Source organism: Nostoc sp. GT001 (assembly GCF_030382115.1).
In the GTDB taxonomy this organism is placed as follows: Bacteria; Cyanobacteriota; Cyanobacteriia; order Cyanobacteriales; family Nostocaceae; genus Nostoc.
Map to the genome: position 1 here is coordinate 3,515,029 of NZ_JAUDRJ010000003.1, position 24,788 is coordinate 3,539,816.

Sequence of the window (24,788 nt, forward strand, 5' to 3'; positions counted from 1 at the left end):
ACTATCTAACGTTGAGGCGACTTAGGAAAATACGTAGGCGATCGCTTTGGGGATTGGTCAACACTTCATAGGCTGGGCCTTGTTCTGTCACAATACCTTTATCTAAAAATATCACCTGATGGGCTACTTCTTTGGCAAACTGCATTTCATGGGTGACAACCACCATTGTCATCCCTTCTGTGGCTAATTGTTGCATCACTTGCAGAACTTCGCCAACGAGTTCGGGATCTAGGGCGCTGGTGGGTTCGTCAAATAGCATGATTTGGGGATTCATACATAAACTACGAGCGATCGCTACTCGTTGCTTTTGTCCGCCAGAAAGTTGTTCGGGATAAGCAGAGGCTTTGTCAGATAAGCCAACTTTTTCTAAATATAATCTCGCTATTTGGGCGCTTTCTTTCGGTGTTTTACCTAAGACTTTACGCGGTGCAAGTGTCATATTTTCTAAGACGCTGAGATGGGGAAACAAGTTGAACTGTTGAAAAACCATGCCTACTTGTGTTCGTAGTTGCCGCAGTTGGCTATAGTTGACAGTGGGTCGGGATAAGTTAATTCCGTTGATGATTAAACGCCCTTTGTCAATGGTTTCTAACCGATTAAAGCAGCGTAGTAGGGTACTTTTACCGCAGCCGGAGGAACCGATAACTGCAACGACTTCTCCCCGATTGATTTCGCTCGGTGATTCCTTTGAGGACTTTGAGGGAACCAAAGTTTTTTTCGATATTGTCAAAAATAATCGCAGGGATGGTATTGTTCATTACTTGTATCAAGCTGCTCTACAGTTGATTGTAAAGTTTTTAACGAACCGCAGAGGCGCAGAGAGCGCAGAGGGGGAGAGAAAATAATATGGTTAAATTTGGTTTTAGGCGTTGGTGTGTGGTTGTAGGTTTGATCTGTTTGTTACTGGTTGGCTGTGCTGTGAACTCTAGCGCGGGGAAAACTTTGCGGGTTGCTACAGAACCGGCATTTCCACCTTTTGAATTTCAAGGAAAAGGTGGCGAGTTGCAGGGATTTTCCATTGATTTGATGAATGCGATTGCTTCTTCTGCTAACTTTAAAGTTGATTTTCAAAGTCTGCCTTTTGATGGCATTATCCCAGCTTTACAAGCCAAAACGGTAGATGCGGCCATTAGTTCGATTACGATTACTGAAGAGAGGGCGAAAACGATTTCTTTTTCCCGTCCTTATTTTAAGGCTGGGTTAGCGATCGCAATTCGTGCAGACAATCAAGATATTACTGGTTTTGACAGTCTCAAAAGTAAAAAAATTGCAGTACAAATTGGTACAACCGGGGCTGCAAAAGCTAAGAGTATTCCTGGGGTACAAATTCGCAGTTTTGATTCTGCACCCATAGCCCTGCAAGAATTACTCAACGGTAATGTGGATGCAGTGATTAACGATGCACCTGTGACTTTATATGCAATTAATACAGGCAATCTTCAGGGAATTAAAGTTGTACAACAATTGCTGACGGAGGAGTTTTATGGAATTGCTACAGCTAAAAACTCGCCGAATTTGACATTAATAAATGATGGCTTGGATAGGGTGCTGAAAAATGGCACTTATACCCAAATTTACCAGAAATGGTTTAAAGTTGAACCACCATCACTACCAGCTAAATCACTATTTGAGAATCAAACTAACACTGGCGCACCTAAAATATTAACTTCAATTAGCGTGGTTTTACAGGCTTTTCCAAGTCTATTGCAGGGTGCATTGATCACGTTGCAATTGACGATACTTTCGGTAGTATTTGGTTTAATTGGCGGTTCCTTAATTGGTATTGTTCGCCTTTCTCATATTGCACCTGTGCGTTGCTTGGCGAGGGCGTATGTAGATTTTTTTCGAGGAACGCCTTTGTTGGTACAAATTTTTATGATTTACTTTGGTTTCCCAGCAATTTTACAAGAACTTGGTTTGACATTTTCTTTTGATCGTCTAACTGCTGGGGTAATTGCCTTGAGTTTGAATAGTGCTGCATACATTGCCGAAGTTGTTCGTGCTGGAATTCAATCAATTGAACCAGGACAAGCAGAAGCAGCAAAATCATTAGGTTTAAGTTCTGTGCAAACTATGAGTTATGTAATTTTTCCCCAAGCTTTCCGGCGGATGATTCCACCTTTGGGGAATGAGTTTATCAGTTTGTTGAAAGATACTAGCTTAGTTTCTGTGATTGGGTTTGAAGAATTACTACGTAAAGGACAGCTAATTGTTGCTGATAACTATCGCGCTTTTGAAATTTACGCAGGTGTAGCAGTGGTTTATTTGTGTTTGACGCTACTTTCTTCCCAAGCATTTAGCCGATTAGAAGCTTGGATGAATCCCATCAAGCCCTAAGAGACTTTCAAAAATAATTTATCAAAATCTAGAGAATGATAATAAATATATTTAATAAAATTACAAGGATTGTATTATACCTTTATTATAGCAATTAGAAGTTATTGTTTAATTTTAATTAATATTTCGTAGCGAATCCAATAAAAAAGTTATGTAATATCAATCAGATAACACTATTGTTATCATGGACTTGTAATCATTAAGAAATGTGAATAGTAACTATAACCGTAAGTCAATTTAACTTAATGATTTCGTGCTTGCTATTTGAGGGCTGATTATGTCAGTACGGCAACGTTGTAATTAGAACTCAATAAATAGGTTTGAACTATTCAATGCAAGTCTAGTTTCGGCTGCATTGTAACAGTTCACCTTGCCAGCCAAAAATTAAAAACTTTTCATTAGAGGAGAAGCAAATGAGAAATTTGAAAGCAATCATAGACAAATCCTCATTGACTAGTGAAGTACCTGAGCATCATTTGTGGTGTTTCTTGTCGCCCTTCCTCTTTGTATGGGTATTGCGATCGCTTCGGGACTTCCGCCATCTCGCGGCTTAGTTACAGGAATAGTAGGCGGAATTCTTGTTGGTGCTGTTTCCGGTTCACCAATGCTTGTCAGTGACCCTGCTGCTGGGCTGGCTGTGATTGTTGCAGAAATAGTTAAAGAATATGGCATTGAAATGGTTGGGCCAATTCTACTGCTAGCGGGTTTAATCCAATTACTCGCAGGTATATTTAAACTTGGCCAGTTGTTTCGCGCTATGTCACCAGCTGTCATCTATGGAATGCTTGCAGGTATTGGGATATTAATCTTCGCTTCCCAATTTCATGTCATGCTAGACGACCAACCGCGGATACACGGCATTGAGAATTTAATTTCTATTCCCAACACCATTTACAAAGCTTTCTTCCCTATTGATGGTAGCGTTCATCACCTTGCAGCACTCATAGGTGTAATAACTATTATCATTCTTCTGCTGTGGGAAAAATTTAAACCCAATAGTTTAAAGTTGATACCTGGCGCGCTTGTCGGCGTTGTCATTGCCACCTTCATCGCTACAGTGTATAGATTACCGATTCAGTATGTTGATGTGCCTGGAAATCTAGCACAAGCAATTCAATTACCAACACTTGCCAGCTTACCACGCCTAATTCAGGCACCAGTTTTGCTAGATGCGATCGCGATCGCATTTATTGCTAGTACAGAAAGTTTACTTTCAGCCGTAGCAGTAGATCGATTGCATACCGGGACAAGAACCGATTTCGATCGCGAATTAACAGCCCAAGGAATTGGCAATGTTATATGTGGGTTCTTGGGTGCTTTGCCGATGACAGGAGTGATAGCCCGCAGTTCTGTAAACGTAGAAGCTGGTGCTAAAACTAGATTATCAACGATGCTTCACGGTTTATGGCTGTTAATTTTAGTAATTGCAGCCCCAACCTTACTCAAAATAATTCCCATTTCTAGTCTGGCAGCAATTCTAGTTGTTACTGGTTACAAACTAATCGAAGTAGAACATATTCGCCAGTTAAAGAAGTATGGACGTTTTCCTCTGGTAATATTTGCTGCTACTTTAATCGGGATTGTTGTTACTGACCTCATCACAGGTGTTTTAATTGGTATTCTGTTGACAGGAGTTTTACTAATTCACAAAATGTCTGTGCTAAATATCCAAATGATTAAGCACGAAAATAATCAGCGAATAGACATTCATTTACAAGGCGCGGCAACATTTGTGAGGCTACCAAAATTAGCGAACATTTTAGAACTGGTGCCTCCAGGAAGTGAATTACATGTTTATATGCAAGACTTGGCTTATATCGATCACTCTTGTCTAGACTTACTTTCGGTGTGGGCAAAACAACAGCAACAAATGGGAAGCACCTTAACTATGCAATGGGATCGTCTGATAGATCGTAATCGCAACCCATTTACTCTGTAACACTGAAGCTAGATTTTTTCTCACGGTAAGGTAGCACAGTTGTGCTACCGATTCGTATTTTATGTAATCAGCCAGGGGTTAAGATAGGTTTTATATAGGGAATTTGGATTGAGTTGTGGCCGAATCAACCAAAAAAATATGACAATTCTCAACGCTCGTAATTTATCCTTAGAAGAAATTCAACGTCTGTTTGGCTTTCAAGAACAGTACAGTGACTTATTAAAAGCATTGATGATTAAGACAACATAAAAGCCAAGGTAAAAATTTATGACTCAAGCCATACCCAAACTAGTAAGCTTTGAAGATTTTGCAGCTTGGCGTCCTCAAGGCGGAAGATACGAATTACATGATGGTGTGATTGTTGAAATGCCCCAACCAACTGGTGAACATGAAGATGTTGTTGGTTTTATCGCTAGAAAACTAACAGTAGAATTTGACCGATTAAATTTACCTTATACAATTCCTAAAACTGCGCTGATAAAGCCTTCTAATTCGTTATCTGCCTATTCTCCAGATGTATTGATATTAAATCGTCTTAATTTAGTGAATGAGCCGTTATGGAAAAAAGAATCAACTGTATCATATCCGGCATCAATTCCCTTAGTCGTTGAGGTAGTTAGTACCAATTGGGATGATGACTATTACACAAAACAAGGTAAGTATGAGGGTATTGGAATTCCTGAATATTGGGTTGTAGATTATCTCGGTTTAGGTGCTAAAAAGTTTACTGGCAATCCTAAGCAGCCTACTATGTCTATTTATCAATTAATCGATGGTGAATACCAAGTTACTCAATTTAGAGGTAAGGAACGCATCATCTCGCCTACTTTCCCAGAATTGAATTTAACCGCCGAACAGATTTTTCAAGCTGGAGGTTTGCCAAGTAGTTAAAATTATCGAGAGAGCTTTTTTACAACTTGTCTAATTACGAATTATGAATTACTCCGATCGCAATACACTTGACCAAAGCTACGATCGGGATAAATCTCAATCACTAAATCAACCGCTGTCGCATCTCTTACCAACGGCGTGATGAATAATTCCGGGTGCAGCGATCGCCAAAAGTAATTGACAAATTGCTCTATCTCTGCATTACTCATTCCCGACTTCCCCGCAGCAATCATCTGCTGTTCCGCCTGTTTGCGCCACTCCAAAGAACAGCGGTAATCGGTGGGATAAAGCACAATTAAACTGTCTAATCGCTCCCACAGTGGTAAATAATCGTGGAGGCGAAGATTCATATCACGAGCAAATGCTCTATCTTCATCTGTGACAATTGGCGGCGGCGCAGTATCAAATACATCTGACTCGATTGGTCGCACACCCACAAACCAACCTTCAAATAGTACAATATCTACACCCGTGACCATTTCTGGATTAGTGCGATCGCCAGCACCTCCATAAGCAGATTTATCAAAGCGGGGAAGCATCACTGGGCTTTGCAACTCACGGATTTGATCTAGTATATTTAAGCCTAAGTCTATATCGTGAGTTCCCGGTGGGCCGCGCCAAATTAAGCGAGGATCTTGCTGTGTCAAAAGCAAGCGATCGCTGTAAGTTTTATATAAGTCATCCAAAGATAAACTCACAGTCCTGTATCCCAAATGATCGAGAATCAAAATGAGAATTTTGGACATTGTGGTTTTACCAGTACCTTGTCCTCCCAATATTCCTTGAATCAGTGGGCGTCTCAACTGTTGGCGCTGCGATGCTAGTTTGATCCCCAAAGGCAGCCACAAGTCCCACAATACCTGTAACATTTCCTGGGGTTGTACTTGGAGAGTCGCTTGGCAGAATTCGCTAAAAGCTGGGAAGACAGATTTTAGTAAATGCGATCGCCTTTCGATCATTTCATCAACATTTTCTGGTACGATCCCAAAAGCTTTTGCCCTTAACCGATCTGCCAGCGCTGCTTCTCTTGCTTCTGGCTTCCAAGTTTCCCCCACCCCATTGTTTGCCAAAACACTCAGCCACAAATTCATAAATTCTCCATCTCACTACGATCCCAGCTTAAAAGCTTCGAGAAACAGGCTGTAGATGAAACCAACTTTGAGAAGATTTAGTGAGTCTACCAAGAGCGATCGCCTTTCCAAAAAGCTGCGACTATAAAATATCCGGCTGGTAATTTCGGTTAACAGTACTAAAAAAGCCGCTACCACAATATCCAAGAAACCTTCTTGTCCAGCGGTTGTGGAAACTGCGTTTCCCAGAAAAAAACCGAACAAACAACTAATTATCAGCAACGATAGCCGTCGCCAAGGATTTAAAAACCATTGCCCAAAGCGTGTAGCAATGGCATCGAACAAGTTGTTGAGACGAGTGTTTTGCATCAAAGGGACTTCTGGGAAAAGTCAAGATATCTTGAAATATATCTATATTAATGTAAGAAGGATATTGGTTTTAGCATCAGCTTGTTTGTTACTATTGTAGATATCTACTGGAATTGCAGTATTTATTTAAATTTGACCATTCTATCATCTTCACAGAAGTACAGTTTCTTAGAAGATGTTTGGAAACAATAAATATTTAGTTTGATCCCCACGAGCAAGCCTTAAAAAATGGGAAAATGATTCAAAATTCCCCTTTTTTAACGAAGCTGGTTCGTTAAACGGGTTTACTGACTTGTATTCATGTATGGAAGTAAGCTACTCGTAGCGTCTCCCAACAGGAGAATAAACTTGTGTAAATTTAGAAAGGAGGATCTTTAAGCACTGGCTAGATCGCCAGATACTTTCCAAAAATCCTCTTAGGGTGCTTTTAATAGCAGAAGATAAAATACACTACTTAGATTTATCTGACGTTTAGCGAAGGACGCCTTCTTGAGGCTGCTAGCGGTTTCAGGAAACTTTTATTTTTTTATACAAATGAGTTGACTGAATAAGTATCAAATTATCTTTTTTGATCCATACTTACGGTCAAAAGCCAAAGTAATGGATGTCTGTACCTCTCGTTTTTCCAACATCAAAGAGATTATATCCTTCAAATATTTTCTAATCAAAATGATATTTATCATACATTCGCTTTCCTAAAATTATGAAAGTTTATATTCGGCTATTTTGTGTGATTATCTTTTGGGATAATAGGCTACTATTTGGTCAAGCCTAGACAAAATATTTATTTCTAAATAACTATCAATATGAAATCTTCAGTGTATCGTAACGTCGGTATTACAACTTTGTGCTTGGGACTGCTTGTTGCTCTGGTGGGATGCTTTGGACTGAGCGTATCCTTTGAGTCCACCAACCCAGATACAAACCCAGATACATCTTCACAACTGCCAACAGAAACTCAAGAGTGGCAGACAACTTCGGTTTTGCCTGAAAAAGGGATTCCCGCTAGTCTATCTACTCCAGCACCTATCCCAACCAATCGAGTAGAACATAGCAGTAAAGAGAATACTTATCCTGTCTTGGCAGATCGTGATAAATCAGCAAGCATTGGCAAGGATCAAGGGACTTTGCGAATGAGCAATCAAACAAATCAGCCTGTACGGCTGGTTCTGCTGGCACGACAGTCAGTAGCAAAAGGAGCTAGTAAAAAACAAACTCACTACGATGTACCTGCACATTGGGATTTTGCTCCCGAAGAAGGTAGCGAGAAGGGACTGGTTCTATCCTTACCTCAGAATAATTTAAAGCTGGAGAAGGGAGATGTTTTAATTGCTTTTGCACAAGATGGTTCCCGTCGTTACTGGGGCCCTTATATTATTGGCGAAACTCAATTACCTAAGTGGAATTCCCAAAACAGAGAATGGCAACTTGTGCTGAGTCAATAGACTTATTGCAGAAGTAGAGAAAAGGGGGAAGGTGGGGTATCTTCTGGGGATAAGGGGAAAGGTATGGAATTTTTCCAAACCCAGTAACCTTTCCCCAACCGGAAAGCAAAAGTTACTTTTGCAGGATATCTAATAAATATTGAGTACGGAAGCAATTGTTGTAGAGTGGGCATTGTTTACCCTTTGCTCAAACCTTTATTTTTACATCTTTACCCTACAGTTGGTAAAGTGTTAAGTAATGGATAAAAGAAAATTGTTGAATTAAAAACTCCGAAGAACAAAAGATAGATAACCAACGACTATTGATTAGTGATTGTTGACTATTGACTAAATGAGAATGAAATTGAGTGTTAAGCACACTGTTGATCGGTGGTTCAACAAAATAGCAAAAAATCCAGCCCTGAGTGTAACTGTGTCGATTTTGTGGTTGATAGTGGTTGGCTGGGTGGCTTTTGGGTGGAATTTGGGCAACATTGGCTTAATTGATGAGACAGAGCCGCTCTTTGCCGAAGCTTCCCGCCAGATGTTCGTCACAGGTGATTGGATTACTCCATTTTTCAATGGTGACACTCGTTTCGATAAACCTGCTTTAATTTACTGGTGTCAGGCGATCGCATATCATCTGATTGGCGTAAATGAATGGGCAGTACGCCTTCCTTCTGCGATCGCAGCATTCGGCTTAGTTTGTTTAGGTTTTTACACCATCCAGTGGTATCTGGTTAAACAAGAGGAATTAGAGCAAGTTTCACGTCCTACTCGTCGCTACTTAACATCTTTTATAGCAGCAGCGCTCATGGCACTCAATCCCGAAACTATCATTTGGGCGAGAACGGGTGTCTCTGATATGCTGCTCACCGGATGTATAGCATCAGCTTTGTTCTGTTTCTTTCTAGGGTATGCAGGGAAGGACGGGAGCAGCACTTCGGCTACGCTCAGTGAACGAGGAGCAGGGGAGCAGGGGAGCAGGGGAGCAGAATTAATCACCAATGCCCAATCTCCACTTGCCCAGAGCGTTCGCGCAGCGTCTCCGTTAGGAGAAGCCGTTGGCGTAGCCTCTCGTAGAGAAGGGATGCCCCGTGCCCTATTCCCTAATAAGTGGTATTTAGCTTTTTATGTGCTGATTGCTGGCGCAATTTTGACTAAAGGGCCAGTGGGAATTGTTTTGCCGGGGCTAATTGTTGCCGCCTTTTTGCTTTACGTGGGTAAAATGCGAGAGGTGTTGCGAGAAATGCACCTTCTTGTAGGTACACTGATAATTCTTGCTTTGTCAGTGCCCTGGTATGCTTTAGTAATTTGGCGCAATGGCTGGAATTACATTAACTCCTTTTTTGGTTATCACAACCTGGAACGCTTTACAGAAGTAGTTAATGGTCACTCAGCACCTTGGTATTTTTACTTTTTAGTCGTGCTGTTGGGTTTTGCACCATACTCAGTGTATTTACCAGCTTCTATAATCAGACTAAAATTTTGGCAGCGATCGCATTGGCGATCCCTTGAACGTTTTCAGCAATTTGGTTTATTTGCCTGGTTCTGGTTTGCTAGCATCTTTGCCTTTTTTAGCATTGCCGTTACTAAACTCCCCAGCTATGTATTGCCTTTAATGCCAGCAGCAGCAATCCTAGTAGCCTTGTTGTGGAGCGACCTTTTTTCGGATACAGAGACACGGCAAACAATTCCTGTTTCCCCCTCTCCCACTCCCCCCATCTCCACGTCTTTGCTGCGAATAAGTGGTTGGGTGAATGTAGTATTTTTATCAATTCTGGCAACAGCACTGCTCAACATAACCCATATATTAGGTACTGATCCAGCTATCAGTAACTTCCACGAACTAATTGACAAATCTGGTTTACCAGTAATCGCGGGTATAATTTGGCTAGTTTCTGCTGTTTTGGTTGCGGGTTTATTATTGAGCCGCCGCTGGAACTACATTATGAGTATTAATTTAATCGGGTTTGTGGCGTTTGTAATTTTTGTCTTAACGCCTGCTTCGTTCTTTATCGATCGAGAGCGTCAATTACCTTTAAGGGAATTGTCTGCGGTCATTTTAGAAGCAAAACAACCAAACGAAGAATTGATCATGCTTGGCTTCAAAAAGCCTAGTGTGGTATTTTACAGCCACATCCACGTAAATTATTTAAAATTTCCCCAAGAGGCTGTAGAGCATATTAAAAACAAGGCTGCTAAAGGACTAAAACCTTCTTCAGTGCTGCTGTTGGCCGAACANAAAAAGTTTTTGAAAATGGACTTACAGCCAGATGATTACAAGAATTTATCGACCAAGGGTGCTTATAACTTGGTTCGAGTTCCTTTTAAGAAAATGAAAAATGAAAAAATAGACATATCATAAATTGTCATTAGTCATTAGTCCTTTGAGAATAACTAATGACCAATGACTAATGACTGCATTAACATTTGCCGTTGTAACCATTGACAGCTAAAGCTTGATTGATCTGGTTTAATAGGTCTTCCATTGATATCGATCGCGGTAATATTTGGGTAGCGATCGCACCAACAACAGTTTCTATCGATTCCAAACCATTCTTCTTCTGCTTCTCAATTTGCTTATAAGCTACCCCATCCTGGAAACTGGTTTCTGAGCGATTTAATCGCTGATTTAGTACCAAAATTGGTGGCAACTTTAAAGGCGAATCTCCTAATGTTTTCAGTGCTTTGAGTACATCTTTGTGAATAGAGGTTTCTCCTAAGCAAATTAGCAGTAAGTCAACGCTTTCGTGGCGAATCTGTTGCAATACTTCTGCCCAACAAGGACTCATCGCCGCTTTGAAGCCTGCTGTTTGGAGGTATTGAATTAAAGCTTGGAACCACTCAGAACCACGTTCAGCAGTTTCACTACTAATTGAGCAATTTTTTTCTGTCCGATAACCCTTAGCTGGCTTACGTCTTACCTGGGGGAAATCCCGCAGCATTGTTAAATCCACTACTAAGATGTTGGGAGGGCAGCAAATACCAGAAGCAATTTCTAGTACTGATAGTAAGGCATCTGTTTTTTCGGTGCGACTGCTATTACCTTTCGCAAATGGTGTTAAGTAAGGAAATACAGATAGCCCTGGTATTTTAGAAGCGATTAAAGTAGTTCCAACATCGCAAGTAACCAGTGGTATAGCTGCTAAACGTGGATGTCCAATTAATTGTTGCAAATATATTTGGGCGGTGGTACTTTCGACATCTAGCAAAATGACATCAAACTGCCATACCCGCGCCAAAAGTTCTGCCTGATCTAGGTCATCTACTTCAATGACTCGGTGTTCTCGAAGTGAGGGGTGGGGATTGACCGATTCTAACTGGGGATTCACTAGCCTGAGAATTCGCAGTGGAGTTTTAGTTGGGGTAATTGCACTATTATTTAACCCTATCTGCGGTATTACTTGTGCAGTACATAATTTGTCTAGAACTGGTGCTAAGACCTGATGCTCTACTGGCAAACTTAAGAAACCATCGGCTCGGTTAGCAAATGCTTGGTCTTTTTCGGCTCCTGTCGCTGTCACAATTACAGATATATGACGGGTTGCGGTGTCAGATTTTAGTAAAGTCAGTACATCCCAGCCTGATAGCAGGGGTAGCAACGGATTTAAAAATATCGCTATTGGTTGCAAGCGCCGAGCTTTTTCAACTGCTTCTGTCCCCGATCGCGCAATCACTACCCGATATCCTAAACCTTTGAGTTGTTCGGTCAAGTCTTCAATATATCGAGCTACTGCCTCGACTACCAAGACCAACCGTTGCGAACTCGCAAGATGATGCTGTATGGGCGTACTAACTTGCTGACGTGCGGCGGAGTTTTCCCGTGTCGGTTGGTATCGTTTCTCCTCCTCTTCTCTGATGCCCATATCTGGTTCCGAAAAGCCTGTTTTCGGGGGGCTGGGCGGCAGAAGTAGGGTAAACTGGCTACCTTTACCTTCACGCGATAAGAAGCTGACATCTCCTCCGTGGAGGCGAGCCAAGGCGCGAGTTAATACTAGCCCCAAACCAGTGCCTTCAAATTGGCGGGTGAGGGGATTTTCGAGTTGTTGGAATTTTTGAAAGATTAAGTGTTGCTGGTGTTCGGGAATGCCAATTCCTGTATCCCAAACTGTAAAGGCAATCCATCCTTCCCAACGGCTTACCCGCAGCCCAATTTCGCCAGATATTTCGGTGAATTTAAAGGCGTTGGAAAGTAGGTGTACTAGCATCTGGCGTAAGCGCAATTCGTCTGCCACCATCTGATCTAAACCTAGTTCAATGGAAAGACAGAATTGAGGAGCAGATGAACGCGCATTTGCAGGTGGCGGGGCAGATGTCGCTTTGGTGGTTTGAGTGTGGATAGCTTTGGCTTCCGATAGGGCGCGATCGCACACAGCCTGAATTTTCACCGGAGTCAGCGTCAAATCCATTTGTCCCGTCTCCATTCGGGTCAAATCTAAAATGTCATTGACAACACTCATCAGGTGGCGTCCGCTTTGATGAATCAGTCCCGCATAACGGGCTTGACGCTCGTTAAGTTCTCCCAACTGCTGATCCACTAGCAAGCGCGATAATCCCAAAACGGCAGTTAGGGGAGTTTTGAGTTCATGGCTAATACAAGCTAAAAATTCGTCTTTTAACCGATTTAGTTGAATTAAATCGGCATTCTTCGCTGCTAGTTCTTTACAAAGCTGCTGCTGTTCAGTGACATCAGTAGCTAAAACCAACCACAAATTAGTGCTGAGTGCAATTTCCTCTTCAGCACTCATAACTTTCAACTCAGGACTATCTAAGGGAATTTTGGCAAACTGCCAGATTCGCTCTTGACCATTTTGCACTTCGACCACGCAGGTACAAGTACCCACTTGACTATCTAAATAGCATCGGCTGTATGCAGCATCACCTGATGCTTCTTGCTGAATCAATTCTTCTTCACCACCATGCTCATTCTCTCTACCATTGGGATGAACGTTGATTGCTGGTTGGGTGACATATTCTGCTATTTCGGAGCGGTTAGGGACAAGTATTGCCTCCACCTGTTGCCTAACCCCTTCTGGATCTTTTAAGGTTCCTAGTTGCTGCCACCAAGCGGGATTTCGCGCTACCACTTCGCCAGTACCCGTTTGCAACATCAAAGGCCAAGGCAGTCTTTCTAGTAAGTGTACTAATGGCTGATGTCCTAAGGACTTGGGTTCATTTGGCCTACCATCATATTCATGACGATGCTCGCGAGACTTTTGTAAGCCAGCCATACGTTCTTGAGCCAGCGATCGCAACAGGCGCGAACTATCCAGCAGCCCCAAATATCGACCATCAGAGTCAATCAGCACCCAATCTAAGTTTTGGGGTTTTTCGACTTGTGAATCGCACCAGCGCAAGCTCAATCGCTCTACACGCTCCGAAGCTGATATTGTCTGTATTGGCTCAATTAGACCTTGACCCCAGGTAGAGAGCGATTGTTGTAAATTTAGATTTTTATCGTCACTTTGTACTAATAATTTGGGGATTAAACGGGCAGAATACAGCAATCCGATGGGGCATTGCTGTTGATTTACTACTACCAAGCGATCGCACTGCTCTTGCTCAAAAATCTCCAACACTACTGCCAGAGAACTTGTTTGGAGGCAGCTAGGTACGGTTGCCTGAAAGTCATAAAGCGGGTAATCTAGCATTAACATAGGGATTTGGGGGTCATTCTTCCTGTGGAACCCTCCGGCATTTCCATCTGCCAGTTGATGGTCTTTTCGCCTGAAGTCATATCCTTTAAGAAGACTCATATAAGCAACTCTAGTTATTTCAACGCCATTAAAACAACGGGATTTTCCCTAACGGACACGGGAATTGCAAACGAGTGTATTTTTCCAAGAGGGGACGTTTCTCATTTCTAGCAACTAGCCTCTCCAGTGTCTTACTGGTATTTAAACTCCTCATCGATAGCGACGGCTAAAACAATTATGGCCCCAAAGATTCGCTTTAGAACCTTGAGGAATTATAATGATTTGGAATGCGACGATCCTTTAAGTTCGTTTAAGTATCTTATCAAGGAGCAAAATAAAAAAATCTATCTATTTATATACATAGATATGTAAATCATGAGTTTAACTACTGTGTCTTGCTATGCCGACGGATACCTCATCATCAAAGACCTACTAAGTTCTACCAGTTAGTTGCTGCACTAGATTGTTAAGTGCGTAGCACTATCTGCTCCTATAAAGCGTTATTTTGGGGTTAAATCACCAGTTGACTGCACACCCAGTATCCCCTACAAGCGTTAGCCAAACTTATCAGCCCGCATTTATTGGTCAGGGCGATCAAGGAGATATATTCAAGAATAGATGTTATTACCGATATTAATTCTGCAATCTAATGTTAACAAATGCTTAAATAATCCAGTTGACTTAGCCAACCTCAAAGGTTTGAGTACGTGGGTGGGGCAATTGATGGACGCAATTATTGCCCAATTTTGCTACTTACCTGTTGCTGCAACAACTTCTGGAAAAATTAACTATTTACCAAATCAGCCGCCACGAAATCCAAGTAAGGCATACACTAGCAAGTACGTTTATGTATTTGCCAGTCAGATGCAAAAAAGCCAGCAACATTTTCAGGAGATGACCCCGGCTGAAAGAGAAGGATTATTAAGACAGCTTAAAATAGATTATAGCTTGATTCTTATAGATTATTTTACCGCAGACAAAACACTCAAAGATAAAATTGATAAATTTATCAATACTATATTTTATGCTAATATTCCTGTGCCCCAAATAATCGAAATTCATATGGAGGTAATTGAAGAATTTTCTAAACAGCTAAAATTAGAAGGCAGGAGCAATGAAACCTTACTTGATTATCGCTTAACGTTAATCGATATCTTGGCTCACTTGTGCGAAGTTTATAGGAGTTCAATTTCTAAATAAATTAAGTTTATCGCTGTATATTTCACTTTGAACACACTATTACTGTTAGTTACTCCAATGCGCAAACGCATTTGTTATTTTTATGCTCATGACTAGTTATTAACTATATGATTAAAGCCAGAAAAACCTACGTTCTCAAGCTTTACGTAGCAGGAAATACCCCGAATTCAGTCCGGGCATTAAAAACACTTAAAGAGATTTTAGAACAGGAGTTTGAAGGTGTCTATGCTTTAAAAGTGATCGATGTATTGAAAAGTCCGCAACTGGCGGAAGAAGATAAAATATTGGCAACGCCAACATTGTCTAAAATTTTGCCTCCCCCCGTTCGCAAAATTATTGGGGATCTTTCAGATAGAGAAAGAGTGTTGATTGGATTGGATTTGCTCTATGAAGAACTGAGTGAAGAAGACTTTGAAGAGTAAATTTTTAATCATAAAAAATTGAGTCCAAAATTTAGTAATTAAAAAACAGGTTTTAATACCCTTTTGTTATCAAGCAATGAGTCAAAACGAGCCAGTAGAACCAAAACAACCACCAATAATTAGGGGTGTAGAAAAAATTCGGACGATGATCGAAGGGTTTGACGATATTAGTCATGGTGGTTTACCAATTGGTAGAACCACCTTGATTAGTGGTACATCCGGCACAGGTAAAACCTTATTTTCTCTTCAGTTTCTCTATAACGGTATCACCTACTTTGATGAACCAGGAGTATTTGTAACTTTTGAGGAATCACCGAGTGATATTATTAAAAATGCTAATATTTTTGGTTGGAACTTGCCCCGCTTAATCGAAGAAGGCAAGTTGTTTATTCTTGATGCATCTCCCGATCCAGAAGGTCAAGATATCGTGGGAAATTTTGACCTTTCTGCACTCATTGAGCGTTTGCAATATGCCATCCGCAAATACAAAGCTAAACGAGTTTCCATCGACTCAATAACAGCAGTATTTCAGCAGTATGAAGCGATGGGAGTAGTGCGGCGCGAAATTTTTCGCTTGGTAGCACGTCTCAAACTACTGAGTGTCACCACTGTAATTACCACTGAACGTAGTGAAGAATATGGGCCTGTTGCCTCTTTCGGAGTGGAAGAATTTGTTTCCGATAACGTAGTAATTGTTCGCAACGTTTTAGAAGGAGAACGCCGCCGCCGCACCATTGAAATTCTCAAATTGCGCGGCACAACTCACATGAAAGGCGAGTATCCCTTCACGATTACTAATGAAGGAGTTAACATATTCCCACTCGGAGCAATGCGCTTGACTCAACGTTCTTCTAATGTCAGGGTATCTTCTGGTGTCAAAACCTTAGATGAAATGTGCGGTGGTGGTTTCTTTAAAGATTCAATTATTTTGGCAACAGGAGCTACAGGTACTGGTAAAACCCTGTTAGTAAGCAAATTTATTCAAGATGGCTGCCTGAATGGAGAGCAGGCAATATTATTTGCTTATGAAGAATCACGCGCTCAACTATCTCGTAATGCTTCCTCTTGGGGAATTGATTTTGAAAAATTAGAAGATCAAGGTTTACTCAAAATCATCTGTACCTATCCTGAATCAACTGGTTTAGAAGACCACTTACAAATTATTAAATCAGAAATTGCTATTTTCAAACCCTCTCGGATTGCTATTGATTCCCTATCAGCACTAGCTAGAGGAGTTACAAATAATGCATTTCGGCAGTTTGTAATTGGTGTGACAGGTTATGCTAAACAAGAAGAAATTACTGGCTTTTTTACTAACACAACCGACCAATTTCTAGGAGCGCATTCGATTACTGACTCTCATATTTCCACGATTACCGATACAATTCTGATGTTACAATACGTAGAAATTCGCGGAGAAATGTCGCGGGCAATTAACGTATTCAAAATGCGCGGGTCTTGGCATGATAAAGGAATTCGTGAGTATAATATTACTGCTGACGGGCCTGATATCAAAGATTCTTTCCGAAACTACGAACGGATTATCAGCGGTGCTCCTACTCGCGTTAGTATCGATGAAAAGGCGGAACTTTCTCGCATTGTTAGACGTTTTGAAGACAAACAGAGTTCCGAACCCTAAATTTAGTATCGTAGTATATTCTTTCCTAAGTTTAGTATCGTGCTATATTCTGTGGTGAAGAAAGGTTTTCTGCCGCTAGATTGATTTTCGTGTGAGGGATGCGGTGAAAGGACAGCAATTATTTTATAGCTTCTTACCTGGTGTAACGGCAGCAGTTTTAACAACTCAGCCTGCTTGGGCTGGTACTGCGAAACTAACTGGGGTACAACTGGCGTCTTCTCCTAGTGTTTTGACTTCTACTTATGGTCAAGACTTGGTTGTAGACACCATAAATAGGCAACTGCCTAACAGTGCAAATGTTAGTGTTCCAACCCTAGTACCTGCTTTGGGTTTTACTAAACTTAGTGTGAAACCTTTAAGTAATAACAGTATTCCAGTATTTACGACTGAAAATACTGTTGTACCAATAAAACAACTACTTAAGAAAGATAAAGGTAGATTTTTCAGTTTGACAGCTACCTCTAATCCTTCCCAAGCTCAAAAGAACCAAAAACAGAGTAATTCAAGCGCTTATGGGCAGAAATTAAAGAAGATATTAGTTCCCAACTACACTTCAAAACCCCTTTCTGTCCAAAAAGAAATTTTGTCCCTGTCTTCTGCACAGCAGCCAGTGGTTCAAAAGATAAATACTGTTACTCCGTTGCAAACATTTTTACAAACTTCAGCTACAGGTGCAGGAGCAGCAAAACTGTTGTCAGCGCAGAGGTGTCCGCAGGAGTTGAGCAAAAGTAAAACCGACTCCTTGGCTCTGCTACTAACCTCAAGCACCTGCTTACGACAAAACGCTATTGGTGGCCGCTTGGCTCAGAGTAATACCACGATTCCAGCAGATTCGACGCCAATCACTACGCCAGAAACTGTAACTCCTGCACCAGGGGGTTCGGTGCAACCTGCCACTGTGCCAACAACGGTAACTCCAGTAACGTCAGGGCCAGTGCAAATTCCAGAGAACCTGATTCCTAACTCAAATCCGCTGCAATTTCCCACCAAAGCGGAGGAAGTGAGACTTCAGGAAAATCAACCAATTACTTTGGCACAAGCTCTGGAGTTAGCACGGCGTAACAATCACGATCTACAGGTGTCCTTATTGGAGCTAGAACGCAATAAAGCGGCTCTACGCGAGGCGCAAGCTGCTTTATTGCCCACTCTGGGAGTTAGCACGGATCTGACTCGTAGTCAGTCTGCTAGCAGTCAGCTTCAGGATGAAGTAAACGGGCGAAATGGCTTACTGTCTAACCAAGATCAACCCAGTACATCTTTTTCTGGTCAAGCACAACTGTCGTATAATATCTACACTTCTGGGAGAGTGCAATCTAGCATCAAAGCGGCTGAAGAACAAGTACGTTTCAACGAGTTGGCTGTAGAAACTCAGTCTGAGACAATCCGTCTAAATGTTGCCACAGACTACTACAATTTGCAACAAGCAGATGAACAAGTACGGATTGCCCAATCGGCTGTGCAGAACTCGGAAGCTAGTTTACGTGATGCAGAAGCTTTAGAGCGAGCTGGGGTTGGTACGCGGTTCGATGTGTTGCGATCGCAGGTGAATTTAGCAAATGCCCAACAAAATTTAACTAATGCTAGATCCCAGCAGTCAATTTCCCGTCGTCAATTAGCAACTCGGATAAGTCTGCCGCAAGGAATAAATATCAGTGCCGCTGACCCTGTACAATTAGCTGGTCTTTGGAACCCAACCCTAGAACAAAGTATTGTGTTGGCTTATCAAAATCGTCCAGAATTGCAACAGCAGTTAGCACAACGTAATATTAACGAGCAACAGCGCAAACAAGCTCTTGCAGAACTGGGCCCTCAAGTTAGTTTGGTCGCTAGCTATGACCTGCTAGACCAGTTCGATGATAATGTCAGCGTTACTGATGGTTATTCATTCGGAGTTAGGGCAACCCTAAATTTGTTTGATGGGGGAGCCGCAAGAGCAAGAGCAGCTCAGTCCAAAACCAATATTGCGATCGCCGAAACTCAATTTGCTGAACAGCGCAACCAAATTCGCTTTCAGGTAGAACAAGCCTATTCTACCCAGCAATCTAGTTTGGAGAATGTTCAAACCGCTAACACCGCTTTAGAACAAGCCAGGGAAGCTCTACGTTTAGCGCGTTTGCGATTCCAAGCTGGTGTAGGTACTCAAACTGATGTCATTAACTCTGAAAATGACCTCACCCAAGCTGAAGGTAATCGAGTCACAGCAATTTTGGATTACAACCGCGCTTTAGCTCAGTTACAACGGTCTGTTACTCTCAGAGCATTCCGCTAATTAGCTGAAACTCAACGGAATCACTACTTTTGACTGCTGCTGTGTTTATCAGAGCATTACACAATCTAGTAGAGTTTCTGATAAAAAGCTATCGAAAAGCCTCATTTATTCAGTGTATTTACTGGAAAGATGAGGCTTTTTAGTCTCAAAGGCAGTAAGGAGTTGTTTTTGTGAGGTCTGTATTGGACTTAACAGAGAAGCGATATAGTCAAATTTGGACTAACATAACTGAGTGTTCGTAGTTTACCGCCGTAGGCATCGCTTGCCTTGTCAAAGACTAATGACTAAAGTAACATCTCAAGAAATTGCACAGTTTCGCTCTCAATTGGCAGACGATCCTAGCGATATGGAAGCGCTGGATTTAATTGAAGACTGTGATGGAGATTTGGAAGATGCAGCAATGACGCTAGCTATCCGAGCAGGACAACAACCAGAAAGAGCAAATTCTGAGTGGTTAGATGCCTTAGCTAGAAAATGGCGTGTGGTGATTTGCGAACAAGAATATCGAGAAGATTTGCTTAATACTTCTCTTCAGAAGATGATGGAACATCTAAAAACAACGCCAACATTTCCTAAAATTTTGGCAACGCCAGTTTTGCTATATGTCCTCAAGCAAGGCGTAAACAATTTTTGTGAGCCATTAGATTTGCTAAAATGATCAGCCCATGTACATTTAACTTGTGCGATGCCTGCGGCGGGCTACGCCTACGCGGTTTGCAGTTGAGTTACAGACCTAACCCCCAGCCCCTTCCCTGCTAGCGTTGGGGAGTAAGACTCTTAACTCCTAACTCCTAACTCCTAACTCCTAACTTTTAACTCCTACCCAATGCAAGATGATTCAACCAGGACTGATACGCTGTTAATTAAGGCAAAACTTCTATTAGACAAATTGTAAAATCAATGAATTACCTTGTTGCCGTATTACCAGACCGCATTCAAGCCGAAGCTGCTTACTTAGCTTTAGAAAAAGAAGGCATTAACAGCACTATTTTGGGGAGGGGGTATAAAACGGCTGACGAGTTTGGCTTAATTGACCCCAAAGATCAAGCTAAAAAGCAAGCAAAACAGATGGCAACCTGGCTGATACCATTTGGCTTTTTTGCAGGTTTTACATTCAGCCTGATTACTGGTTTAGATACTTTTGCCTGGGCGGGTGAAGTTGGCAATCACATTGTTGGCGGACTGCTGGGTGCTGCTAGTGGTGCGATGGGTGGTGTGGTTGTCGGTGGCGGAGTCGGTTTACTCATCGGTGGTGGTGATGCTTTACCTTATCGCAACCGCTTAGATGCAGGTAAATATTTAGTTGCCGTTGAAGGTTCTGAAACTCTGACTCGCCAAGCAACCAAAATATTACGTCAGTTCGATCCAGAAAATATCCAAGGTTATGCCGACACAAATACTGTGTATTGAATAAATCATAGTTTACACATCACGACACAGCGGCTTGAGTTACTTTCCTGTTCTTGGGAGATGGCGTAAGCCGCTGCGATCGCCAACAAATCTCAAGTAGAAAGGCTAACCCAATCTGGACGGGAACTGTAGAAATGGGAATTAAAGCTAGAATCAGGATAGTTATAGCAGATTAATTCTCAATTCATAACTCATAATTTTTAAGAATGTTGCCACGAGAAGAACTTTTAAAAGGTGTTGAAAATCGAGATAGTGTCGCTCGTGCAATCGATCAAGCGGAGCAAGCGATCAAAACTTGGGAAGTAATTTTGACAGATTTTCTATCCCCCCCAGAATTGGCAGAAATTCAACGGGTGTTTAACCGATTAACAGAAGTGCAATTAGTCGCGTGGGGTGGATATCCGCAAGCTGAACGCCAAAGAATAGCGATCGCTCGTTCGGAACTTCCGTTAGATCAATCTCAAGTCAGCCTTGTAGCTGTAGAAATTGCTGGTAATTTCCTGTTTGATACCGCCTCTCACCGCGACTTTTTAGGCGCAATGTTAGGGACAGGAATTGTTCGTGAAAAGACGGGAGATGTGATTGTCTTGGGAGAACGGGGGGCACAGGCGATTGTTGCTCCAGAGTTGGTGGAATTTTTGTCAATGAGCCTGAAACAGGTGCGATCGGTTCCTGTGAAAACTCAGCAGATTGAGCTAACTGAATTAAAGGTTCGGGAACCGAAGAAAAAAGAATTAACTACTGTAGAGGCTTCTTTAAGATTAGATGCGATCGCATCTGCTGGTTTTGGTATGTCCCGCAGCAAAATGGTTGATTTCATCGATGCTGGTGATGTCCGCGTCAATTGGAAGGAAGTTACCCAAGCTAGTTCTCAAGTCAAATCAGGCGACTTAATTGCCATTCGTTCTAAAGGGCGTTTAGAAGTTGGCGAAATCGCCGTTACCAAAAAAGAGCGTTACCGAGTTCAATTAACAAGATATATGTAATAAGTTAGGAGTGAGGAGTTTTAAATACATCAGTTTATTTAACTTCTAACTCCTAACTCCTAACTCCTAAATATATACTTAATACTTAGGCTTTAAAGCGTTTCGCTAACATATTCAGTAGAAGTTTGCGCGGTACAAGCCGAGATAATTTGCTTCTAATTTGAGTGGTAGTATCAGAGCTAATAACAGTTGGATAGCCTTTTTCTAAAGCCTCTAAAGATTCCCAAACCACTTTTTCGGAAGAATAAACTTTATCTGTACTACCTGCCAGCGCTGGAGGAAAATTAGCTTCTGCAAAAAAGTTTGTTTCTATTGGCTCTGGACAAGTGACTAAAATACGGACACCATACTGATAATTTTCTGCCCATAATGCTTCACTAAAGCTGAGAATAAAAGCTTTACTTGCAGCATAAACCGAAAGATATGGTATTGGTTGAAATGCGGTAATCGAGGATACGTTAATAATACTTCCAGAACGACGTTGCCGCATCAAGGGTAAAAACTTATGAGTTAAATCTACCAATGCTAAAATATTTAATTGTACGATTTTGACTTGTTTTTCTCCATCCCCTTCAGCAAAGTCGCCATAGTAACCAAAACCAGCATTGTTGATTAATAAGTCAATAGTTAATTCTTTTGATTTTGTGGCATCAAATACACTAGCTGCTGCATTAGGTTCTGTGAGGTCTTTAACTATAACGTCTACTTGAATGTTGTGTTGTTCTTGTAGTTGTTTAGCTAATTGGCTCAGTTTTTCTTCAGAACGAGCAACGAGTACAAGATTTGTCTTGCGTGCAGCTAGTTCTTGAGCAAAGGCTTTACCAATACCACTAGAAGCACCAGTAATTAAAGCAGTTGGCATTATACATATTTAGATAGTTTTTAAGCACTTATAAATTTTAGCGATGTTGGCTATAAGTTTTAACTACCCAAAGTGATATACCAAAAAGGGTAAAAGCATTACTTAGTACTGAAATGAAGGTTAGTTTTTTGTACTCATAATTTCACAATGGAACCTATTGCAAAAATTGAAACACAGATTTACCGCTATCTCAATCTCAAAAAATAGCTTGTGGAAATTTTTGCTAAATTCAGCCTTCCCATTGACTGATTCTTCTTGTGGTTTTCTCTGAAAGTATAATTGCCGCTTATCCAGATATTTTTTTTGAAGTCCTATGTCAAAAATAATGATTTTTCTCATGGCAATTCAAATTCATTTTGAATTGCTAATTACCATTTTTCAGACCAATAGATAATTTCTGAGGTAGAACTATTAATAGCAACGCCATAGCTATCTCCATGATTCCACTTAAAGCCAGGTCTACCTTTGTCATCTGTATTTAATACCAGTATTTCATAAGTAGCTGGAAAAGATTCTGTAGGAGAATCACTAGTATAGAAGAAAGTTGTCGGCACACCGTTAGGTTGGTTTATGTGGTCGTTTGTGTCACCACCTATATATTTGTGCTTGGCACTATTTCTATATTGCGAAAGTAATTTTTCTATCTTCTTTGGTGGTTCTTTTAACCTAATTTGAAAAAAACTACTTCCTTGCAAAACTTTGGGAGAGTAAGCAATACGAACATCTTTAGCATCAGGGGGAATCTCATTAGGAAAATGTTTTACTTGGTCATTTTCAGACCATAGTTGATTACGAATTTCTTTGTAGCGTGATGTATCAGTTATAATTTTAGGCTCGTTAGTACTGCTAAAATTTGTTCTTAGAAAAAAGCTTCCCCCGACAATACTAAGACTAGCAAGGGCTAATAGAAATTGCGATCGCTTCATCAAGTTGGGTACGTCTAACTTTCATAGTCATATACCCAACTAATAAACTAAATTCGTACTATTGCGGATATCCAATCAGAGATATTAACAGAAACTTTGTGTATTCAGAGCAAAATAGGGCTAATTGTAAAATTAATGTGAAGTTGGTCAATGATTACCTAGTCAAATACCGTAGGCGATCCTCGTTGAGACTAGTACTACCGTTGTAGCTAACAAAATCAATTCCACAGCCATACATTTTTTTTCAATTCTTCCTGATATAGCAACAACTAAAGCGGATATATAAATAGTAGATGCACCTTAATTAAATCACAGCCTTCAGCTTTTAGTTGAGGGCTTTTTTATTGTTGATACTTTTTTATTCTGCAAGAAAATAAATTTGCTTAAAAATCTAATTTGCCCGGATATGGCAATAAATAAAACGGATTAATAAATGGTAGATGCACCTTAATTAAATTACAGCCTTCAGCTTTTAGTTGAAGGCTTTTTTATTGTTGATTTTTTTATGAAAGAAAATAAATTTGCTAAGAAGTCTAATTTTCCCGGATATAGCAATAAATAAAATGGATTAATAAATGGTAGATGCACCCTAAGAATTTACAGCCTTCAGCCAAAAGCTGGAGGCTTTTATTATTTCAATATCGATGGCAGCAAACTGGGAGCTAACCACACTGCATAACCAATAAATCCAAACAACAAGGTAATTAGGGCAGTAATGCCGTAGCTGATGCAAATTAGCAAACCATCAGATTCTATGGTGGCAACAGTCAAAAGTAAAATACCGATAGTCGGGATAGGATTTGTAAACGGGATTGGTAATATTAGTAATACTGTTAATAAAGAGATACAAAACCCATTAATTCGCCAAATTAAAGGATTATGAGCTATTTTTGCTAATCGGGGACGGGCGATTTTCTGAAAAACTTTGGTAAGCCGTCCCAAATTTTGCAAAAGTAACTGGGCGAAGGAACGAGGAAATTTGTAGTTAGCGATTCTTTTTGGTAGCCAAGGCGATCGCCTTCCTAAAAGCATTTGCACTGACAACAGTAAACAAGCACCACCAAATGGACCAGTTAATCCCGGTGGCATAGGAAGTAAAAAAGGCAAAACTAATAATGTAATTACCAGACTGAAGCCCCGTTCTGAGGTTTCTGTCAGAATATCGCCTAGAGTCAGCGGTTGTTCAGCTAGGCGTTGCAACAGGGATTTTATATCTTGAGAAAATCTCAGATGCATTTGGCGTGAGTTGATGCGAGTTCCCACTTTGTAGTAGAGGGTAGATGAGGGAGAATAACTTCTAAACTCTGCCAATTTTAGATTTTGAATTGAAGGAAAATCTAAAATC

Annotated in this window: 18 protein-coding genes and 1 pseudogene; 12 read left to right on the forward strand and 7 right to left on the reverse strand. The window is 41.0% G+C overall.

Annotation, left to right across the window (positions count from 1 at the left end; genetic code table 11):
• Window position 1: 1 nt before the first annotated feature.
• Window positions 2–758, reverse strand: a pseudogene (locus QUD05_RS18090) (amino acid ABC transporter ATP-binding protein).
• 88 nt (window positions 759–846) lie between these two features.
• Here QUD05_RS18090 and QUD05_RS18095 point away from each other — a divergent pair.
• From QUD05_RS18095 to QUD05_RS18105, 3 genes are all read left to right on the forward strand, one after another.
• On the forward strand, window positions 847–2,337 hold the full coding sequence (locus QUD05_RS18095; RefSeq protein WP_289797286.1) for an ABC transporter permease subunit: 1,491 nt from the start codon (window positions 847–849) through the stop codon (window positions 2,335–2,337).
• A gap of 478 nt (window positions 2,338–2,815) precedes the next feature.
• Complete coding sequence (locus QUD05_RS18100) at window positions 2,816–4,276, forward strand: SulP family inorganic anion transporter (protein WP_289797287.1); 1,461 nt, start codon at window positions 2,816–2,818, stop codon at window positions 4,274–4,276.
• 267 nt (window positions 4,277–4,543) lie between these two features.
• Window positions 4,544–5,167, forward strand: coding sequence for a Uma2 family endonuclease (locus QUD05_RS18105; RefSeq protein WP_289797288.1), 624 nt, complete (start codon window positions 4,544–4,546; stop codon window positions 5,165–5,167).
• 41 nt (window positions 5,168–5,208) lie between these two features.
• Here the strand turns inward: QUD05_RS18105 and QUD05_RS18110 are convergent, their stop codons facing one another.
• Together QUD05_RS18110 and QUD05_RS18115 are read right to left on the reverse strand one after the other, a co-directional pair.
• On the reverse strand, window positions 5,209–6,258 hold the full coding sequence (locus QUD05_RS18110; protein ID WP_289797289.1) for a glycerate kinase: 1,050 nt from the start codon (window positions 6,256–6,258) through the stop codon (window positions 5,209–5,211).
• 15 nt (window positions 6,259–6,273) lie between these two features.
• Entirely contained in the window at window positions 6,274–6,606 is a 333-nt protein-coding gene (locus QUD05_RS18115; protein ID WP_289797290.1) for a DUF565 domain-containing protein, read from the reverse strand.
• Between the two features lie 806 nt (window positions 6,607–7,412).
• On the opposite strand from QUD05_RS18115, the gene QUD05_RS18120 reads away from it, so the two are divergent.
• Window positions 7,413–8,051, forward strand: a complete 639-nt coding sequence (locus tag QUD05_RS18120; RefSeq protein WP_289797291.1) for a hypothetical protein — start codon at window positions 7,413–7,415, stop codon at window positions 8,049–8,051.
• A gap of 331 nt (window positions 8,052–8,382) precedes the next feature.
• A complete protein-coding gene (locus tag QUD05_RS18125; RefSeq protein ID WP_289797292.1) occupies window positions 8,383–10,398 on the forward strand; it encodes an ArnT family glycosyltransferase in 2,016 nt (671 codons plus the stop codon).
• A gap of 58 nt (window positions 10,399–10,456) precedes the next feature.
• On the opposite strand, the gene QUD05_RS18130 is transcribed toward QUD05_RS18125, so the two are convergent.
• Window positions 10,457–13,789, reverse strand: coding sequence for a hybrid sensor histidine kinase/response regulator (locus QUD05_RS18130; RefSeq protein ID WP_502911399.1), 3,333 nt, complete (start codon window positions 13,787–13,789; stop codon window positions 10,457–10,459).
• Between the two features lie 558 nt (window positions 13,790–14,347).
• Between QUD05_RS18130 and QUD05_RS18135 the strand changes: the two genes are divergently transcribed.
• The 7 genes from QUD05_RS18135 to QUD05_RS18165 all read left to right on the forward strand — a co-directional run bounded on the left by QUD05_RS18135 (window position 14,348) and on the right by QUD05_RS18165 (window position 21,655).
• Entirely contained in the window at window positions 14,348–14,929 is a 582-nt protein-coding gene (locus tag QUD05_RS18135; RefSeq protein WP_289797293.1) for a KaiA family protein, read from the forward strand.
• A 107-nt stretch (window positions 14,930–15,036) separates the two neighbouring features.
• Window positions 15,037–15,351, forward strand: a complete 315-nt coding sequence (kaiB, locus tag QUD05_RS18140) for a circadian clock protein KaiB (protein ID WP_289797294.1) — start codon at window positions 15,037–15,039, stop codon at window positions 15,349–15,351.
• A gap of 76 nt (window positions 15,352–15,427) precedes the next feature.
• A complete protein-coding gene (kaiC, locus tag QUD05_RS18145; protein ID WP_289797295.1) occupies window positions 15,428–16,990 on the forward strand; it encodes a circadian clock protein KaiC in 1,563 nt (520 codons plus the stop codon).
• Window positions 16,991–17,093: 103 nt separating this feature from the next.
• Entirely contained in the window at window positions 17,094–19,259 is a 2,166-nt protein-coding gene (locus QUD05_RS18150; RefSeq protein ID WP_289797296.1) for a TolC family protein, read from the forward strand.
• Between the two features lie 280 nt (window positions 19,260–19,539).
• The gene (locus tag QUD05_RS18155) at window positions 19,540–19,917 is read left to right on the forward strand and encodes a hypothetical protein (protein ID WP_099099288.1); all 378 of its coding nucleotides are present in this window, start codon (window positions 19,540–19,542) and stop codon (window positions 19,915–19,917) included.
• 242 nt (window positions 19,918–20,159) lie between these two features.
• On the forward strand, window positions 20,160–20,669 hold the full coding sequence (locus tag QUD05_RS18160; protein ID WP_289797297.1) for a hypothetical protein: 510 nt from the start codon (window positions 20,160–20,162) through the stop codon (window positions 20,667–20,669).
• Between the two features lie 206 nt (window positions 20,670–20,875).
• On the forward strand, window positions 20,876–21,655 hold the full coding sequence (locus tag QUD05_RS18165; protein ID WP_289797298.1) for a photosystem II electron transport protein, Sll1252 family: 780 nt from the start codon (window positions 20,876–20,878) through the stop codon (window positions 21,653–21,655).
• A gap of 85 nt (window positions 21,656–21,740) precedes the next feature.
• On the opposite strand, the gene QUD05_RS18170 is transcribed toward QUD05_RS18165, so the two are convergent.
• From QUD05_RS18170 to QUD05_RS18180, 3 genes are all read right to left on the reverse strand, one after another.
• Entirely contained in the window at window positions 21,741–22,517 is a 777-nt protein-coding gene (locus tag QUD05_RS18170) for an SDR family NAD(P)-dependent oxidoreductase (protein ID WP_289797299.1), read from the reverse strand.
• A 368-nt stretch (window positions 22,518–22,885) separates the two neighbouring features.
• Entirely contained in the window at window positions 22,886–23,443 is a 558-nt protein-coding gene (locus tag QUD05_RS18175) for a hypothetical protein (protein WP_289797300.1), read from the reverse strand.
• 630 nt (window positions 23,444–24,073) lie between these two features.
• Window positions 24,074–24,679, reverse strand: a complete 606-nt coding sequence (locus tag QUD05_RS18180) for an exopolysaccharide biosynthesis protein (RefSeq protein ID WP_289800001.1) — start codon at window positions 24,677–24,679, stop codon at window positions 24,074–24,076.
• Window positions 24,680–24,788: the final 109 nt, after the last annotated feature.